16 protein-coding genes and 1 pseudogene are annotated in these 17,818 nt (G+C 67.2%); 12 read left to right on the top strand and 5 right to left on the bottom strand.

The window, feature by feature from the left end; translation table 11 throughout:
* Window positions 1–10: 10 nt before the first annotated feature.
* The 4 genes from NGM29_RS04915 to NGM29_RS04930 are packed head-to-tail and all read left to right on the top strand — an operon-like array spanning window position 11 to window position 5,530.
* Entirely contained in the window at window positions 11–1,801 is a 1,791-nt protein-coding gene (locus NGM29_RS04915) for a DUF4129 domain-containing protein (RefSeq protein WP_254159315.1), read from the top strand.
* A complete protein-coding gene (locus tag NGM29_RS04920) occupies window positions 1,798–2,481 on the top strand; it encodes a DUF7269 family protein (RefSeq protein ID WP_254159316.1) in 684 nt (227 codons plus the stop codon). Before NGM29_RS04915 ends, NGM29_RS04920 begins: the two co-directional genes overlap by 4 nt.
* Entirely contained in the window at window positions 2,478–3,752 is a 1,275-nt protein-coding gene (locus tag NGM29_RS04925; RefSeq protein WP_254159317.1) for a DUF58 domain-containing protein, read from the top strand. Before NGM29_RS04920 ends, NGM29_RS04925 begins: the two co-directional genes overlap by 4 nt.
* Window positions 3,749–5,530 (top strand): hypothetical protein, encoded by a 1,782-nt coding sequence (locus NGM29_RS04930; RefSeq protein WP_254159318.1) that lies wholly within the window; start codon window positions 3,749–3,751, stop codon window positions 5,528–5,530. The genes NGM29_RS04925 and NGM29_RS04930 overlap by 4 nt, the downstream gene beginning before the upstream one ends.
* On the opposite strand, the pseudogene NGM29_RS21410 reads toward NGM29_RS04930, so the two are convergent.
* Together NGM29_RS21410 and carA are read right to left on the bottom strand one after the other, a co-directional pair.
* Window positions 5,531–6,163: pseudogene (locus NGM29_RS21410) on the bottom strand (maltose acetyltransferase domain-containing protein).
* Between the two features lie 128 nt (window positions 6,164–6,291).
* Complete coding sequence (carA, locus tag NGM29_RS04940) at window positions 6,292–7,371, bottom strand: glutamine-hydrolyzing carbamoyl-phosphate synthase small subunit (protein WP_254159319.1); 1,080 nt, start codon at window positions 7,369–7,371, stop codon at window positions 6,292–6,294.
* A gap of 102 nt (window positions 7,372–7,473) precedes the next feature.
* Here carA and NGM29_RS04945 point away from each other — a divergent pair, with 102 nt between their 5' ends.
* Window positions 7,474–7,887 carry an Lrp/AsnC family transcriptional regulator gene (locus tag NGM29_RS04945; protein WP_254159320.1) on the top strand — a complete coding sequence of 138 codons (414 nt, stop codon included), beginning with the start codon at window positions 7,474–7,476 and terminating at the stop codon, window positions 7,885–7,887.
* Window positions 7,888–7,903: 16 nt separating this feature from the next.
* Here the strand turns inward: NGM29_RS04945 and NGM29_RS04950 are convergent, their stop codons facing one another.
* Window positions 7,904–8,605, bottom strand: coding sequence for a PHP domain-containing protein (locus tag NGM29_RS04950; RefSeq protein WP_254159321.1), 702 nt, complete (start codon window positions 8,603–8,605; stop codon window positions 7,904–7,906).
* A 53-nt stretch (window positions 8,606–8,658) separates the two neighbouring features.
* Here NGM29_RS04950 and NGM29_RS04955 point away from each other — a divergent pair, with 53 nt between their 5' ends.
* The 5 genes from NGM29_RS04955 (at window position 8,659) to purQ (ending at window position 12,030) form a co-directional block, all read left to right on the top strand.
* Window positions 8,659–9,642: a diacylglycerol/lipid kinase family protein gene (locus NGM29_RS04955; protein ID WP_254159323.1), complete on the top strand. Its 984-nt coding sequence runs from the start codon at window positions 8,659–8,661 to the stop codon at window positions 9,640–9,642.
* A 94-nt stretch (window positions 9,643–9,736) separates the two neighbouring features.
* On the top strand, window positions 9,737–10,303 hold the full coding sequence (locus NGM29_RS04960; protein WP_254159325.1) for an NUDIX hydrolase: 567 nt from the start codon (window positions 9,737–9,739) through the stop codon (window positions 10,301–10,303).
* A 92-nt stretch (window positions 10,304–10,395) separates the two neighbouring features.
* Window positions 10,396–10,692, top strand: a complete 297-nt coding sequence (locus NGM29_RS04965) for a DUF7853 family protein (RefSeq protein WP_254159326.1) — start codon at window positions 10,396–10,398, stop codon at window positions 10,690–10,692.
* 253 nt (window positions 10,693–10,945) lie between these two features.
* On the top strand, window positions 10,946–11,197 hold the full coding sequence (purS, locus tag NGM29_RS04970; RefSeq protein ID WP_253432447.1) for a phosphoribosylformylglycinamidine synthase subunit PurS: 252 nt from the start codon (window positions 10,946–10,948) through the stop codon (window positions 11,195–11,197).
* A gap of 143 nt (window positions 11,198–11,340) precedes the next feature.
* Window positions 11,341–12,030, top strand: coding sequence for a phosphoribosylformylglycinamidine synthase I (gene purQ / locus NGM29_RS04975; RefSeq protein ID WP_254159329.1), 690 nt, complete (start codon window positions 11,341–11,343; stop codon window positions 12,028–12,030).
* A gap of 82 nt (window positions 12,031–12,112) precedes the next feature.
* On the opposite strand, the gene NGM29_RS04980 is transcribed toward purQ, so the two are convergent.
* The gene (locus NGM29_RS04980; protein ID WP_254159331.1) at window positions 12,113–13,237 is read right to left on the bottom strand and encodes an MBL fold metallo-hydrolase; all 1,125 of its coding nucleotides are present in this window, start codon (window positions 13,235–13,237) and stop codon (window positions 12,113–12,115) included.
* Between the two features lie 232 nt (window positions 13,238–13,469).
* Here NGM29_RS04980 and NGM29_RS04985 point away from each other — a divergent pair, with 232 nt between their 5' ends.
* Window positions 13,470–16,802 (top strand): PAS domain S-box protein, encoded by a 3,333-nt coding sequence (locus tag NGM29_RS04985; RefSeq protein ID WP_254159333.1) that lies wholly within the window; start codon window positions 13,470–13,472, stop codon window positions 16,800–16,802.
* 485 nt (window positions 16,803–17,287) lie between these two features.
* Here NGM29_RS04985 and NGM29_RS04990 read toward each other — a convergent pair whose 3' ends face one another.
* Window positions 17,288–17,521 carry a hypothetical protein gene (locus tag NGM29_RS04990; RefSeq protein WP_254159335.1) on the bottom strand — a complete coding sequence of 78 codons (234 nt, stop codon included), beginning with the start codon at window positions 17,519–17,521 and terminating at the stop codon, window positions 17,288–17,290.
* Between the two features lie 15 nt (window positions 17,522–17,536).
* Here NGM29_RS04990 and NGM29_RS04995 point away from each other — a divergent pair, with 15 nt between their 5' ends.
* Window positions 17,537–17,806 carry a hypothetical protein gene (locus tag NGM29_RS04995; RefSeq protein ID WP_254159337.1) on the top strand — a complete coding sequence of 90 codons (270 nt, stop codon included), beginning with the start codon at window positions 17,537–17,539 and terminating at the stop codon, window positions 17,804–17,806.
* The last annotated feature ends 12 nt before the right edge of the window (window positions 17,807–17,818 follow it).

Genomic DNA, 17,818 nt, shown 5'->3' on the forward strand with positions numbered 1-17,818 from the left:
TCATACGTGAATGACGATTGGATCGGACGGAACGTCTCGCCTCCTCGCCGTTCTCGCCGTCGGTTGTGCCATCGGCGGGATCGTCCTGGCCGCGAGCGCGATGCCAATGCTCGCCGCGGATTCTCCGGTGGCGACCGCGCTCGGCGACAGTGAGACGAGTGCAGAGCGCGACCGGGCGATCCAGGAGGCGATGCTCGAGGCGGCCGCGGAGGGCGACGGAGACCTGGCCGAGCGGGCTGGCGAACTCGAAACAGCCGGTGGGGACGGCGATGGCCCCGGAATGGGTGGTTCTGGTGGTGGAGGTGCCGGTGCTGGCACTGGCGCCCTCGACAACCAACTCGTACAGGCGGGGGCTCTCTCGGCGATGGAGAGCCAGCACGACCTCCTGACGAACCCCGCCGTGAGCGACGCGCTGTTCGGACTCGCGGGTATTTACGCCGTCATCGGTGGGTCACCGGGGGATTTCGCCGCCGGTGCCGCCGGTTCCGATCCCGGAACCAGTCCCGGCTCCGATTTCGGTTCCGATCCCGATGCGTTCGATGACCCCGAGAACCTCGAGGGAACCGCTCCGGAAGACGCGGATACGACGGTCGACGAGCCGACGACGTCCGGCGGACTGCTCGACGTCCCGACCTCGGCGAACGGACTCGAGGGCGGCTACGGCGATCTCGTGACCGACCAGCGTGCCCGGTCGATTTCGCTCGAGGGCGATGCGGCCGGCGGTGAGAGGGCGGTGGACGGTTTTGAGGGAGGTATCGACAGCGAAAGTCACGGTGGTGGAAGCCTCGATAGCGAGTCCCCGTGGGGCGCCAACCAGGCGACCGACGGCTCGAGTACAGGCGACGGGTTCGACGCGAACGCCGACGACGGAGCGTGGGACAAGGGTGCTGTTCCCGACGACGGCTCGAGCGGTGCTCCAACCGACGACTTGGACGCGAGTCGTGGCGGCGGCGAGTCGGATGCCGAGACGCCGGGCGGAACCGAAGACTCGAGCGCGAGCGACGCCACCGGCGCTACCGACGCTTCGGACGCTTCGAATGACGAGACAAACGGCGCTGAAGACGACGGAACGGACAGCGACGAGGAAGAGACGAACAGCGTGACCGACTCGCTCGAGGACTCGCTGGGACCGGCCGGCGAGCGACCGATCCTGACGCTCCTGGCCGTCGCGCTGGCGGTCGTCGTCGGCTACGTCTTCCTGCGGAATGACGATCCAATCGCGACACTCCGAGCACTCCCTAGTCACCTGCTGGCGCTCGCAATGGGCGTCGTCGTCGCCTGCTCGCGGGCGCTCGAGCGGGCCTACGAGGCGCTGTGCGGCCTTCGATCGATTGCCGAGTTGCCGGGACTCCTCCTCGGAGCGGTCGCCGGGATCCTCGCCGGGGTGAGGACGAAAGCTCGCTCCGTGCGAGCGTCGCTCCCGCTCGTCGGCGACGAGGCAACCGGAACCGACGCCAGGACCGCCACGCCAGATGACCGACCGACCGCTCGCATACGCATCCGCGAGGCGTTCGCGGACGTGGCCACGGTCTCGACCGTGTCCCGACTGCGGGTCGCGACCCCCACGGACGTCGCCGAGGGGGCGAAGGCCCGGGGCGTGCCCGCCGAACCGGTCGAGACCATTACGGACGCCTTCCGCGACGTCGAGTACGGCGGCCGGGATCCGGAACGGCGACTCGAGCGAACGACGGCCGCTCGAGCGACGATTCGGTCGTCGGTGGCGGACGACGATTCTGCGGAAGACGCAACGAACGACGAATCGGTGGACGACGCGAACGAAAACCCGACGGGTGACCCGTGAGCCGTCGCCCGTCGACGCTCGGCCTGCTCGCCGGAACCGCCCTCGCGACCGGACTGCTCGCACTCGGTGCGGGCCTGCTGTACCGCCCGGCGACCGTGCTTGAGGCGGTTCCCGAACTCGAGGCGGCGCTCTCGACGCTGGACCCGACTCACCTGGTGCTGGCGTTCGCGCTCGTCCTCCTGATCGTCGCCCCGACGATCACGGCCGCTGGCCGGTTCCGGACTGACGCGGTGCGGCCACTCGGTGCGAGTTCGACCGAGCCGTTCGCCGGCTCGCGTTCGTTGGCCGATACCTCGCCTCGACTCCCTGGTGCGGTCTACGACGACTGGATCGACCGCGCGACGGCGTACGACGACGAGCCTCGCCCGGTTCGCGACCAGGCCCGGACGGAATTCGTCGAGGCGCTTCGCTCGCTCGCGGCCGACACTTACGCGACTCGTGCCGGACTGGACCGGACAGAGGCGCTGGCGGCGATCCGGGCGGGTACCTGGACCGACGACCGGCGAGCGGCCGCCTTCCTCGCCGACGAGGACGGCCCGTCGACGCCGCTGTCGCTCTGGCTGATCGACCTCTGCAGCACGGCTGATCCCTTCACGCGCGGGCTCGAGCACGCGATCGAGGCGGTCGAGGCGATTCGAGAGCATCCCCTCGAGAGCGAGCGATGGGAGGGCCCGCGATGAGTCGCGTCCCCCGCTGGCAGGGTGCGGTCGTCGTCGCCCTCGCCATCTGCCTCCTCGCCGTGGTGCTGGGCGCGCCCGCGCTCTTCGTGGTGGCCGTCGTTCCGCTGGGATACGTCCTGGTCGGCGTCTCGAGCGGCGCGCCGTCGACCGACCTCGCCGTCGAGCGGACCCTCGACGACGATCGACCGCGACCCGGCCAGCCGGTTTCCGTCACCCTCTTGGTGACCAACGAGGGCGACCGGGTGCTCCCCGACGTACGAATCGTCGATGCCGTCCCCGAGGACGTGCCGGTGGTCGCCGGCTCGAGCGCGTTCGCGACCGCAATTCGGCCCGGCGAAACCGTCAGCCACGAGTACGAGGTGCTGCCGCCTCGAGGCCAGTACGCGTTCGGCACACCCCGCGTTCGCGTCCGGAACCTGGCCGCGAGCGCGCTCGAGACGCTCGAGCCCGACGCTGAGGGCGACGGCTCGCTAACCTGCAAGACGCTCCTGGACTCGTTCGCCGTTCGCGACCGGACGATCCGCTTCGTCGGGCGGACGCCGACGGACGAGGGCGGGAGCGGGATCGAGTTCTACGCCGCCCGCGAGTACCGCCATGGCGATCCGATCAACCGGATCGACTGGCACCGTCTCGCTCGGACGGGCGATCTCGCGACGATCGAACACCGCGAGGAGCGAGCCGTTACGATGGTCTTCCTCGTCGACGACCGCGCCGACGTCTACCGCGAGTCGCGCTCCGGCGGCCCCGACTCGCACGACCTGACGCTGTACGCCGCCTCGCGCGGCGTACTCGCCTCGCTCGGGGACGGCAACCGGACCGGGTTCGCGACGCTCGAGGACGACGTGTGGATCGACCCCGGCGGAGGCGACGACGTTCGCCGTCGCGTGGACGACGCGGTCGGCGAATCGGCCGGCGACAGCACCCCCACCGGCCTTGCCGCCGACGGCGGGAGGCTCGCGACCGATCTCGAGACGCGTCTCCCCCGGAACGCGCAGGTGGTCCTCTGTAGCCCGCTCACGGACGACGCGGCGGTCGACCTGGTCGAACAGCTTCGCCTCCGCGGGCGGACGGTGACTGTCGTGAGCCCGGACATGACGACCAGCGTGTCCGGCGGCGACCTGTCGCCGGGAACGGCAATTGCCGGCATCGAGCGCCGGAATCGCGTCGACGACCTCCAGGGACTCGGCTCGGTCGTCGTCGACTGGGACCTGGCCGATCCGCTGTCGGTCGAGCTGACCCGGGCGATCCGCGCGATGGGGGGTGCCCGATGACGGCGTCCGACCCGGAACCGGGAACGGACGGACGCGACCAGAAGTCGACGCCGTTTCGGTCGGACGGCGGAACCGAACCAGGTTCGTCGACTCGAGTCGGCAGTCCGCGCTCGGGTCCGACCGTTGTCTCGAGCGACGACCACGGGACGCGCGACCACTCGCGCCTCGAGTCGGCCCGAAACGCGGCGAGCTCGGTCGGAAAACGTGGAACGAGTGCCGTACTCGGGACCGTTCGAAGCGCCCTGGCGCAGCCGACGACGAGTGACGTCGCAACCCTCGTGCTCACGCTCGCGATCTGTCTCGCCGTCGGCGGGTCCCTGATCGGCACCCGACTCGCGGCCGTCGCGACGGTCGGCGGCGTCGGTGCGGCGCTGGTCGCCATCCTGCTCGGGAGCGACCGCCCGGTACGTCGCGCCGTCGGCGGAGCGCTCGCCGTCCCCGCGGCCGTCTTGGTCGCCGTTCCCGTGACGGTCGCCTGGGCGTTCGCCGTCGGCGTCGCCGGCTTTGGCCCGTTCGCGGCGGTGACCGTCTGGTCGCTCGTCGTCGCCGCCCTCGCTGGGACGCTGGCGTCGTGGGACCGACTGGGCGACGGCGGGGTCCGTGCGGCCGCCAGGGCCACGACGCTCGCCGCGCTCGGGGTCGTGGTAGTGGTCGTCGTTCGCGTGCTCCCCGAGGCCGGCGTCAGGGAGCGTGCGGGGCCGGCGGTCGCCGAAGTGACGGGGGCCGCCAGTGGCGTTCTCCTCGAGCCAGGCAAGACCCTGGCGACCGTCTCGTTTTTCGGGCTCGTCCTGGCGACGGCCGGGGCCGTCTTCGTGACGGTCGGCTACGTCCCGATCGAACGCCTCGCCCCGCCCGATCGGCGCGAGACCGTCTCGCGGGCCGTCGGTACCGTTCGCCACGGCAACTCGGTCGCCATCCGTGTGGCGCTGGTCGGTCTTTCCGGGGCCGTGATGCTTCCGGCGCTGCTCGAGCAGTTCTCGGACGTTCCGCTCTCGCCCCGGGAACTCACGGCGACCGTGCCGGCACCGGCCGGCGAGGCGCTGGCTACGGTCGTCATCGCGCGGGAGCTCCGAACCCTCTTGCTCGTCGTCTTCGCCGTCGCCGCGTTCGTGGCTGCCCTCGAGTGGACTCGACGGGCGTTGCGCCGCGGCCTGGCCGCGGTACTCGCTCGAGTCCTGGCTCCGATGGTCGGCGGGGTCGTGCTGACGCTCGCGCTTGCGTCGGTGCTCGCCACGCCCACCGTCGAGGCGTCGCTCGAGGCCCTGGTTCGCCGGATCGAACCGCAGGTGGTCGCGGACCTGTTGCTCGAGTTCCCGCCGATCGCGCTCGTCGTCGCCGTTCTGCTCGTCGCGCTGGGGATGCTCTCGTCGCTGTTTGGGACGGTCTCGTTGCTTCGAGCGATTCGGCTCCTGCCGCCGCGGGCGATCGGTTCGGCGCTGGCGGCGACGGCGATCCTCGGCCTCGCTGGCTCGCTCGCGGTCATCGGCCGGCCGGAGGCGGCAATCTGGACGGCCGCCAGCGCGTTCGTCGTCTGGGACGTCGGTGAGTACGCGGACGGGCTCCGCGCCGAACTCGGACGGGACGCGGCGATGATGCGGGCCGAACTCGTCCACGCGCTCGGCGCGGTCGCGACCGGTGCCGCGGTCGCACTCGGGACCGCTGGCCTCTACCGCTGGGCGGCGAGCGATGTCCTCGTCGTCGACCGTCGTCTCGCGGCGGCGGCGCTCGGGGCAGCGCTGCTGGCGGTCGTGCTGGTCGCCTGGGTCCTTCGCAAGTGACTACTCCTCTTCCGCTCCCTCCGCCGACGGCACCTCCCTGATCACCCGCGCGGGATTCCCACCGACCACGACGCCCGCCGGCACGTCGTCGACCACGACCGCGCCGGCCGCGACGACGGCGCCGTCGCCGACCGTCACGCCGGGGGTGAGCACCGCCCGGCCGCCGATCCAGACGTCGTCGCCGACCGCGACCGGCTTTCCGTACTCGAGGCCCTCCCGCCGCACGGCGGCCTCGGGCGGGTGTGTCGCCGTGTAGACGTGGACGCCGGGCCCGAGCAGGCAGTTTCGGCCGAACTCCACGGGACAGACGTCCAGGACGACGCAGTCGTAGTTCGCGAAGAAGCCCTCGCCGACGTGGACGTTGTATCCGTAATCGCAGCGAAAAGGTGGCTAGATCTGGCACTCGTCGCCAGTCGATCCGAGGAGTTCCTCGAGTACCTGTCGTCGGTGGCCGCTGCCGTCGTCGCTGTCGGCCGTCCCGTCGCTGTCGCCGTCACCGTCGTCGCCACCGCTCTCGGCCATCCGGTTGTAGCGACGCGTGAGCGCTCGAGCGCGCTCGCGGTCGGCCACGAGTTCGGGATCGGCGGGGTCGTACAGGTCCCCGGCTACCATCTTCTGCTTTTCAGTAGGCATACTGTCGTGTGGACGTCGATTCGACGGTGACCAGAATACGGTGTCTGTGTACGGCGATTAGGCGTTCAGAATACGGTCGTCGTGACCGGTTCGGCGGGGGCGAACCGACCTACGGCTGACGAGGTCGCTCAGTCGTCAGCCGGGATCGCACGAGGGGAGCGTCGAGGGGTCGCCATCGCGAGGACGTCGTCGAAGAAGTCGAGGGTGTCCTCGGGGCCGGGGTTCGCTTCGGGGTGGTACTGACGGGTCAGCACGTCGTACTCGATGCCGTCGAGACCTTCGGGCGTGTCGTCGTTCACGTTGATCTGGGTGACTTCGAGGTGATCGCCGGGTTCGGCGACCGTGTAGCCGTGGTTCTGGGTCGTCATGACGACCCGTCCGGACTCGAGGTCGAGGACGGGCTGGTTGACGCCGCGGTGGCCGAAGGTCATCTTCTCGGTGACCCCGCCCAGGGCCTCGGCGACGATCTGCTGACCGAGGCAGATGCCGGCCACGGGCGTGTCCTCGACGAACGCCTGGACGAGGTCGATCGCGGCCTCGAAGTTGACCGGGTCGCCGGGGCCGTTCGAGACGAACAGGACGTCTGGGTCGACGGCCTCGACGTCGGCGGTGCTCACGTCGTGGGGGAGGACGTGAACCGTGGCGTTGCGGGCGAGCAGCGAGTCGACGATCGATCCCTTCGCGCCACAGTCGACGAGCGCGACGGTCGGGCCGTCGTTGTCGGCGCCACGGACCACGGGTTCGTCGACGCTGACCTGGGCGCCGATCTCGGTGTGGTCGCTCATCGCCTCGCACTGCTCGAGTTCCGCGCGGGCGTCGTCGGGGGTAATGTCTTCGCCGACGGCGATGCCACACTTCATGGCGCCGCCCTCGCGGACATCGGTGACGACGTCGCGGGTGTCGAGGTGGTCGACGGCTGGAACGCCCTCGGACGCGAGCCAGTCGGCGACGTCGTCGGTGAGCTCGCGGGCCAGGACGGCTCGCGGGTGGATTCGATCGGACTCGAAGCGGTCCTCGCGGACGCCGTAGTTGCCGATCAGCGGGTACGAGAAGGTGAGGATCTGTTCCTCGTAGGAGGGGTCGGTGAGACTCTCCTCGTAGCCGGTGTATGCTGTTGTGAAAACCAGTTCCCCGCGTGCGGTACCCGGAGCACGAGCACGTCCCTCGAGTACGTGACCGCTCTCCAGCGCAACGTAGGCCGGGTTCATTACGAGATACGTATTGTACGGCCCACCATAAGTGTTGCCTTCGAAGTATTGTTACGAAATTCGTAATCGCCAAGTAGGTGCCGCACGAACGGTTAGATCTCAATGGACGATCTCGACCGACACATCCTGAACATTCTCCGGCGAGATGCCCGCACGCCGTACACGGAGATCGCCGAGGAGGTTGGAACGAGCGAGGGGACCGTCAGAAACCGCGTCGAGCGCATGAACGCCGACGGCGTGATCGAACGATTCACCGTCACCACGCGCACGGGGAACGTCAAGGCGATGATCGAAATCAGCGTCGCCGTCGACGTCGACACCGCGAGCATCGCCGAGCGCATGGCCGAGTGGGCGGAAGTCGACTTCGTCTGGCAGGTCTCGGGCGAACAGGACGTCGTGCTGGTCGTCGACGCCGCCGACACGCGCAGCGTCAACGAACTCATCACGCAGGCGCGCGAGCAGGAGGAGGTCGTGAGTACGAAGACGCGGCTGATTCTCGAGGAGAAATTGGGCTAATCCTCGAGAAACCAGACTAACTCTGCGGTGGTTCACCGACGCCGGGCGTCGGCTTCGAGAGCAGATCGTTCGGGTGCTTTCGGCTGTGGATTGCTCGGTACCAGCGTCGAATGAATCGGTCGACTGGCCGTCGGTCGACGACCGCTTCGACCCGACCGTCCTGGATCGCCTCGACGACCGACTCGGGCGTCAGTTCGTCGGCGTCGATTCGCGTGTACGCTCGCCCGACTTCAACCGGGTAGTGGGCGTCGCTCCCGGCGACGAGCGGGACGTCGTGTTCGGTCGCGAGCCGCTCGACCAGTGGCTGCGTCCGCGGGTGTTTGCCGTTGATCTCGATGGCGTCGAACGGGAGGTCCTGGACGTCGGTCACCGTGCTGTTTCGAAACGGGTGGGCGACGATGGCCGCACAGCCTCTCTCGTGGGCCATGTCGACCACCTCCGCGGGGGTGTACTCGAGCGGGACCGTCTCCTCTGGCGGATCCGGACCGACGACGAGGACGTGGCCGCGCGTCGTCGTGACCTCGATGCCGGGGACGATCGTGGCGGCCTCGCGCTCGAAGGGTGTGTAATAGTCGTGATTGGTCGTCGCGACGCCGTCGAGTCCCCGCCAGCGGGCGGTTCGAGCGAGGAGCGAGACGCCGATTGGATCGTATCGGTCCCCGAGCCCTCGATGCCCGTGGAAGAACCGGGTGTGTGCGTGTAAATCGACGGCGAACATACTCTGGACAACGATGGGGGAGGGTTTTTGTTTTGGGGAAAGGTTGTGTTGGCATGCACGTCCCGATGGTCCCTCCTGGATCGGTCCGAGCAGACGGTTCCGGGGCCGCCGAATCGACCGACAGAGTCGTGATCTGCAACCCGGTGAGCGGGAGCGAGGACCACCTCGAGCAGGTTCATGGCCTCGCGGCAGACGGCGGGTGGAAATTGCGCGTGACCGAAGCCGAAGGCGACGCCCGCGAATACGCTCGCGAAGCGGCGGAAAGTGGGACGGAACTCGTCGCGGCGGCCGGGGGCGATGGGACGGTGAACGAGGTCGTCGACGGGTTCGTCGACTCCGGGGTCGAGGACTGGCCGACGCTGCTGATCGTCCCTGCCGGAACGGGGAACAACACCGCGTCGAACCTCGGCATCGAGAGCATCGGCGAGGCGTTCTCGCTGGCGGAATCAGGCCGACGGAGGCGCCTCGACCTCGGTCGAGCCAACGACCGCGCGTTTCTCAACTCCTGTATCGGCGGGCTGACCGCCGAAGCCAGCCTCGAGACCGACTCCGAGAGCAAACGGCGGTTCGGCGTGCTCGCGTACGTGCTCAAGACGATTGAGACGGCGACGAACTACGACGGGGCGCCGTTGCGGGTCACCCTCGAGAACGCCGACGTCGCGACGTCCGTCGTCTGGGAGGGGGACGTCGCGCTCGCGTTCATCGGGAACTGTCGCCGGTTCGGCCGGCGCCAGGCGCAGGCCCACGCCGAGGACGGGTTGCTTGAGGTGACCCTCGTCGAGAACGCATCGATGCCGTCGATGGTCGGCGCGACGGCGCTCGATCACCTCTTCGACCTGGATGCAGACGGGATCGTCCGTCACCGCGTGCCGCGGGTAACGATCGAGAGTCTCCACGACGAGCCGATCACCTACAGCCTCGACGGGGAGGTGCTCGCGGCCGAGGAACTCGATCTCGAGACCCTCCCGGGGGCGATTTCGGTCGTCGTGGGCGACGACTACGAGTCGAACCCGGACGCCGAGGGTGCGGGCTTGTAGGGTCGGCCTCGAGGGTCTCCTCTCCTCAAATCTCGAGGGATTCCTCCTCTCGAAAGCCGATACTGGTTTTACGGACGCCCCGTTCAGTTGTCGTATGAACGATTCGACGGATTCCGAAGAACTGCCACACAAGAACGCCGCCCAGGACGTGATCGCGGTCGACGCCGACGACACCGAACTCGGCCTGGTCAACCGCCTCGAGGCCCACACCGGCGAGGGGACGCGCCACCGGGCCTTTACGTCGCTCGTGTTCGACCAGGACGACAACATCCTGCTCGCCCAGCGAGCCCCCGGAAAGCGCCTCTGGGGGACCTACTGGGACGGGACGGTCGCCTCCCACCCCGTCGAGGGCCAGAGCCAGGAGGACGCGACGCGCCAGCGTCTCGAGGAGGAACTCGGCATCACACCGGATCAGTACGAGGACGTCCGCCTCACCGACCGCTTCGAGTACAAGCGATACTTCGAGAACGCGGGCGTCGAGCACGAGGTCTGTGCCGTCCTCGAGGTGACGCTCCACGACACGACGCTCGATCCGGACGAGGAGGAGGTCGCGGGGCTCATGTGGGTGCCGTACGAGCGACTCTCGACCCATCCCGAGTGGTACCGACAGCTTCGCCTGTGTCCCTGGTTCGAGATCGCGATGCGACGGGACACCCGGTGATTGACCAGAAAGGTATGTTAACAACTGACAAGGCTTATTAGGGGACGGGACTTACTGTCGGCCAGCGGTCGGTAGAGCCGACCCGTGACACGATGAGTACACCTCCACAGGAAGCCGATAGCCGCACTGTCGACCTCACGCGTGAAGAGCGCTGGGTCGTTCACCACGCCCTCGTCCAGCGTGCCGACACGTATCTCGAGGACGAGCGAACCGTCCCGGCGTGGCTCGTCCAGGTCGTCGAGAGCATCGAGGCCGACCACGACACAATTACGGTCAGACAGGGCCAGAAACTCATCTCGCTCCTCCGGGGTGACTGCGTTTCGATTCCGGACGCGGACCAGGAGGCCGTCGACGGCGTGCTCGTCGAACTCGAGGCCGCGCTGGTCTGACGTCCGTTTTCGTCCTCACGAACGCCGTCTTCTCGATTTCACGTCGCAACCCGTCGAGCTCCGCCATCGAATGCGAGAGGGCCGGCCGTCACGCCGACACGGACCAAACCCCTTGGCGCTCCCTTCGGCCGCTGAACGCCTGCCCGCTGTCGAGAACTTTCGGAATCTCGAGCGGCAGTCGAGGCTATCCACGAACGTGTATGTCGAGGCGAACCCGAAAGCGTTTTTGAGCACGGATGCGGGGATTCAGACGATGACCGCCTACACCGCCACGGTGACCGTCCGACTCAAGCGCGGCGTCCTCGACCCCGAGGCCGAGACCACCCGCCGTGCCCTCGAGCGACTGGGGTTCTCGCTCGAGGCGCTTCGCTCGGCCGACCGTTTCGAAATCGACCTCGAGGCGGCGTCGGCCGACGAGGCGGCCGATCGAGCCGACGAGATGGCCGAACGACTGCTCGCGAATCCGACCATCCACGACTACGACGTGGCGGTCGACGAGCGATAGATGATGGTTGCACGTGCGTCGACGCCGGTTCCCATGCCGACGCCGACCGGGACTCGTCAGACCGATAAGCCGACGGTGCCGACGGCGACGGTCGCCGTCACTCCGACGTCGACCGGGACTCGCCACACCAGGGGGTGCCGACAGTGACGGTCGCCGTCGTCCGCTTCGGCGGCTCGAACTGCGACCGCGACGCCGAAGCCGCCCTCGAACACCTGGACATCGACGCCGAAATCGTCTGGCACGAGGACGACCTCCCCGCGGACACGACGGGCATCGTCCTCCCCGGCGGCTTCTCCTACGGCGACTACCTTCGCGCGGGCGCGATGGCCGCCCGATCCCCGATCCTCAAGGAGGTGCGCGAGGCCGCCGCCGAGGGCGTACCCGTCCTCGGGATCTGTAACGGCGCCCAAGTCGGCTGTGAGTCCGGCCTGACCGAGGGGGCGTTCACGACGAACGAGAGCGCCCGCTTCCAGTGTGAGCACGTCTTCTTGCGCGTCGAGCGAACCGACACGCCCTGGACGGCCGCCTTCGAGGAGGGCGACGTGATCGAGATCCCGATCGCCCATGGCGAGGGCCGCTTCGAGATCGAGGAGGACCGACTCACCCGCCTCGAGACCGAGGACCGCGTCCTCTTTCGGTACTGTGACGCCGAGGGCAACCTCACCGATGACGCCAATCCGAACGGCTCGAAACACAGCGTCGCGGGCGTTTTGGGCGAGAGCGAGACGGTGGCGGTATTGATGCCCCACCCCGAACGGGCGACGCTTCCTGACGTCGGCGGGACGGACGGACAGGAGATTCTGCGCGGGTTCGAACGGGCCGTCGAGCGATAATCAACGACGGGGGTCGGCCTCGAGCGGACTCTGCTCGAAAAACTCTAATCGAACTGGCTGCGCTCGAACGAACGACGACGGCTCAGTTGGCGGCGCAGTTGTTGGGTCCGAGTTCGAGGGTTTCGACGTCGCCACCTGGCTGTTCTTTGCCCCAGTTGATCTGCTTGATCTCGTTGTAGTTCGCGGGTTCGTCGGAGAGACTCTCGACTATTGTTTCGACGAGCTCCTCCTGATTGCCTTCTTCGACGTACCCCAGGAGTTCGTTCGTCGACTCCGCCTTGAGATCGCCGAGTTCAGTCGCGAGCGGGCGCATGTCCTCGTCGTTGAAGTGCCCGGGGAGGACGACGGTCTCGTCGGGGAGGTCGAGGAGTCCGTCGAGGCTGTCGAACAACTGGCCGGACGCCTCGCGGATGGCGTCCTCGGAGCCGTCCTCGAGGTCGGGACGGCCGACGCTCCGGAGGAACAGCGTGTCCCCGGAGAGGAGCGCGTCGCCGAAACGGAACGAGACGCTTCCGGGCGTGTGACCGGGCGTGTGCATCGTTTCGAGCTCCCGGTCACCGACCGAAATCGTGTCGCCGTCTGCGAGGGCCGTGATCGTCTCGAGTTCGCCCGCGTCCGCCGCGTGGAGGTGGTACGGGACGTCGAGTTCGCCGGCCAGTCGACGCGCCCCGGAGACGTGGTCGGCGTGGGCGTGGGTGTCGACGACGCCGACGATTTCGAGGTCGCGGTCGTCGGCGACGCCTAGGTACCGGTCGACGTACTGGGTCGGATCGACGACGACGGCTTCCTCGTCGTCGTGGACGAGGTAGGACACACAGCCAGTGCCAGGTCGGACGATCTGCACGACGCCTTCGGCATCGGGGATCTCGTACTCCCGGTGGACGCGGCCCCAGTCGTTCATCCCGTCGGGGATCGACTTCGCGTCGAACCCGTGGTCGCGGAGGAACTCGGCGGCGCGGGCGGACGTGACGCCCGCGACGCAGACGACGGCAATCTCCTCGTCCTCGGGGAGGTCCTCGAGGTGATCTTCGAGCCCAGAGTAGTCGTACTCGAGCAGTTCGTCGTAGACCGGGACGTTCGTACTGGCTGGAATCTGCCACTCCTCGTAGTCGTCTTCGTTGCGGACGTCGAGGACGAACAGGTTCTCGGCATCGTCGTCGGCGATGCGGCGGGCGACCTCGGACGCGTCGATATCAGTATTGCTCATCTTATACAATACTAACTGCGCAAGCGATTATAAATGTGTTGCAGGCTGTCGCGGCGAGCTCTCGAGGGGTTCTCGTCAGAGTATCCGGGAAAAACGGTTCGCGAGCCCTCACCACCGTTAATTTCCCATAGGTTAAAGTGGACTCAATTCCTGAGTCGACTCGAACACTAAAGACGGGGCCGTTCCTTGTAGATTGCAACTGAACGACAGCACCCGTTCTGGAACTCGAGTCATGGACACACGAACCCGCGTCATCTACGTCGATCCCGACTGCACCGATCGCGTCGCCTCCGCCGTTCGAGCAGTCGGTCTCGACCTCGAGTGCGTCGAGAGCGACAAGGCGTGTCTCGACCGACTCGAGTCCGCCGATTGCGTCATTACGGAGTACGACCTCGGCTCCGCAGCGAGAACTGGCCTCGACCTCCACCGAGCGATTCGCCGGCGGGCGCCGGACGTTCCAGTCGTGCTCTACACCGACGCCGGCAACGAAGCCATCGCGGGCGAGGCGCTCGCCGCCGGCGTCACCGGGTACGTTCCGAAGTCACAGGGCGTCGAGACGCTCGTGACTCGCGTTCTCGAGGCAATCGTCGAGACGGAAACCGGTGCTGGCGCCGACCTCGGTCACGGCTCCGAATCCGGCCCTACCTCCGACCCAAACTCAGACTCACAACCTGATCCTGACTCCAACTCCAACTCCAACTTAGACTCCGAACTCGACCCCCACCCTGACTCCAGCGACTCGTCCTCGCTCGCAAAAACGCACGACGAGCGCAACGAACCGTTCCTCGAGTCGTCGACCGACCACGTCCAGCTCATCGTCGAACGGTCGCCGTTCGCGATCATCAAGTGGACCCCCGAATTCGAGGTCCACCACTGGAACGACGCCGCGGCCGACCTGTTCGGCTACACCGCGGCGGAAGCGCTCGGCCGTCACGCGACCGACCTCGTCATCCCCCAGGAGAGACGCGACGCGATCACCGACTGGTGGGCGACCTGGCTCGAAGGCGAGCCGAGTACGAACCACGGCATCTCGCGAAACGTCGCCAAAGACGGGACGTCGTTTCGGTGCGAGTGGTCCACGACGCCCCTCGTCGACGCTGACGGTACCATCAGGGGAGCCCTCTCGTTCATCCGCGACATGACGTCGGAGTTCCGGCGCTCGCTCGCGCTCGAGACCCTCCAGGAGACGACCCAGGAGCTGATGCAGACGAGTTCGAAGGCCGAAATCGGCGCGCTCGTCATCGACGCGACGGACGAGATTATCGACGACGCCCTCGCCGGTATCCGGGTCTACGACGAGGACGCGAACCGACTCGACCTGGTCGCAGTGAGCGATCGACTCGAGGAGCAAACGGTGCAGTTTACGCCGGTCGGTCCCGGCGACGACCCGTTGTGGTCGACGTACGCTTCGGGATCGCCGGTCGTCATCGAGGACGCCTCCGCGGAGATGGTCCCCTACGACCTCACCGACGAGGTCGGTAACGCCGTCATCTACCCGCTCGGCGAGCACGGCCTGCTGACCGTCGCCGCGTCCGGCCCCGCAACGATCGAGGAGACCGACCTCACCCTGATACAAATTCTCGCGGCGACGGCCGAGGCCGCCTTCGACCAGGCCGCCCGCGAGCGCGAACTCGAGCGAGCGAAGACGGTCGTCGAGGCCGTCGGCGACAGCCTGTACGCCGTCGACACCCGGGGAACGCTCGTCACGGTCAACGACACGATGGTCGAGATCACCGGCTACGATCGGGACACCCTCGTCGGACTCCACGCCTCCGAGGTACTCACCGAGGAGAGCTTCGAGCGCGGGGTCCGTGAGGTCGAACGGCTCGCTGCTAGCGATGGAGACGGAGACGAAGACGGAGGCGAGGTAGCGACCTACGACGTCGACATCGTCACCGCAGACGGCGACCTCGTCCCCTGTGAGGTCAACACCACCCTCCTTGAGGGCGAGGGCGACCTCTCCGGCAGCGTCGGCATCCTCCGGGACGTCACCGATCGAAAGCTGATGGAGCAGGAACTCGTCGACCACCGGGAGAAGATGGCAAAACTCCACGAGATCGCCTCCCGCCTCGACTCGTGTGAGACGGCCCAGGACGTCTACGACCTCACCGTCGAAACCGCCGAGGACGTCCTCGAATTCGACGTCTGCGTCGTCGACCGCGTCGACGGCGAGTACCTCGAGACCGTCGCCGTCTCCTCGACGATCCACGAGGACGGATTCTCGAGTCGTGCGCCGATCGACCAGGGCATCGCTGGGAAGACCTATCGAAACGACCGAACGTACCGGCTCGACGACCTCAGAGCCGACGAGGAGGCGACGCCCGAACGCGACTCCTACCGGTCGGCGCTGAGCGCGCCGATCGGCGACCGCGGAATCTTCCAGGCGGTCTCGACGGACGTGGGGGCGTTCGACCGGGCCGACCAGGAATTGACCGAGTTGTTGCTCTCGCACGTCTCGGATACGCTCGACCGCCTCGCGTTCGAAACCCGGCTCAAGGCGGAACGTGACCGCTTCGCCGCGCTCTTCGAGAACGTGCCCGATGCGATCGTCAGCACGAAGCGCGTCCCCGAGGGTCCGATCGTCGAGCAGGTGAACCCGGCGTTCGAGCGAATCTTCGGGTACGAGGAGTCCGAACTGCTCGAGGAACCGCTCGATTCGTTCATCGTGCCCCCCGATCACTTCGCGAACGCCCAGGAGATCAACGAGCGCGGGACGCGGGGGGAGGCCGTAGAAGCGGAAGTCAAGCGTCGGACGAGCGACGGACTTCGCGACTTCATGATGCGGGTCGTCCCGATGGACATGACCGGATCGACCGACCGCGCGTTCGGCCTCTACACCGACATCACGGCCCAGAAACAGCACCAGAAGCGCGTCGAAATCCTGAACCGCGTCCTCAGACACGACCTGCGAAACGGCATGAACATCATCAACGGCTGCGCGGAGATGCTCGCGGAGGCCGTCGAGGACGAGGCCGATCGGGACTTTGCCGAAGCAATTCAGGAACGAGCGGGCGAGCTCATTAGTCTCGCCGAGAAGACGCGAGCGGTCGAACGGACGCTTGATCGTGACGGCGCGGCGACCGGCCCCGTCGACGTCGTCGACTGCGTCGAAACCGCCCTCGGCCGAATCGACGCGGAGTACCCGGCCGTGGACGTCGGCTGTGCGCTCCCCGATCGAGCGCACGCTCGCGCCGACGAACTCCTCGGCGACGCGATCTTTCACGTCCTCGAGAACGCCATCGAGCACAGCGATCGGGGGGAACCGACGATCGAAATCGGTCTCGAGGTGGACGACGACGACACGCTCACACTCACGGTAGCCGACGACGGCCCCGGTATCCCCGGGGAAGAGCGGGCGCTCTTGCAGGAAGACGAAGAGATCACCCAGCTCCGTCACGCCAGCGGGCTCGGACTGTGGCTCGTCAACTGGGTGATCACCCAGTCCGGCGGGCAGTTGACCTTCCAGGAGAACGATCCGCGAGGTACCGTCGTCAGGATGCAGATCCCGACGGCCGACGTGCCGACGCGTTCAGCGGCGATCGACGGGACGGCGGCGAGCGACTGATTCGAGCGGGCCACGACGGCGACTCGCGGGAGCTACAACGGCTTTAGTGTGTGGGAATCGACCGCTATCAACATGGATTCCCCCAGTATGTCGCTCCTGCTGGTCGGTTCGCCGCCCTGCAGTGACGATCTCACGTCCGTACTGTCGAAGGCGGGGTGGTCCGTACGAACCGAATCGACTGTCGAGGATTCGTGCGCGCAACTCGTGGCGGATTCGTCGGCGTCGGTCGACTGTCTCCTCGTGGCGACGGATTCGCCCCACGAGACGGTTTCGACGCTCGAGGAGGCTCGACCACTGGTTCCGATTCTGGCGTTGCTTCCCGATTCTGATTCTGATTTCGATTCTGAATCCGATCCCGACCCTGATCCCGGTCTCGACCCAGACCTCCCCGGCGAACCCACCTCCGACCCAGCCGCGATTCTCGAGGCAGGAGCTACCGATTACGTCGTCCAGACGGCACGCTGCGACCCGAGACCCTCGAGCAATCACACGTTCGACTCTTCTTCCTCGACGGGTATGATTCGCTTGAGGCAGGCGAGACCTGCATCAAACGCGGGAGCGTCGGCGGGTTCGTCCGGGGAACGGGCGAACTGAATCCGGCCTACCGCGAGCGACTGCTCGGACTGTTCGCCCAGGGACTCACCGTCGACCAGACGGTTCGCTACGCCGCTCTCCCTGCCGACGAGCGAGGAGACGTTATCGCACTCGGCGACGCCCATCAGCAACTCGCGAGAATGTTGAACCTCTACTGCGTCCCCGCCGTCGTGGAGGCCCGTGACGCCCTCACCTACCAGGTGGAGGCCTACCCCTACATTCCCGAGGCGGGCTTCATCTGGCGATCGGGGCCGCTCAACGTCGAACCCCGACTCTGTAGCAATCCGTTTCACCTGACCATGTCGGGGGTGCAGTTCGAGTCGCTGGCCGAGTTCGAGAACTTGCTGCCCATCAAGGGCGACACCGTCTACTGGGACTCGAGTCGGGGCCTGTTCTACCCGCTGTTCTGATACTGTCGCTCT

Origin of the sequence: Natronosalvus rutilus, from assembly GCF_024204665.1 — an archaeon.
GTDB classification, from domain to species: Archaea; Halobacteriota; Halobacteria; order Halobacteriales; family Natrialbaceae; genus Natronosalvus; species Natronosalvus rutilus.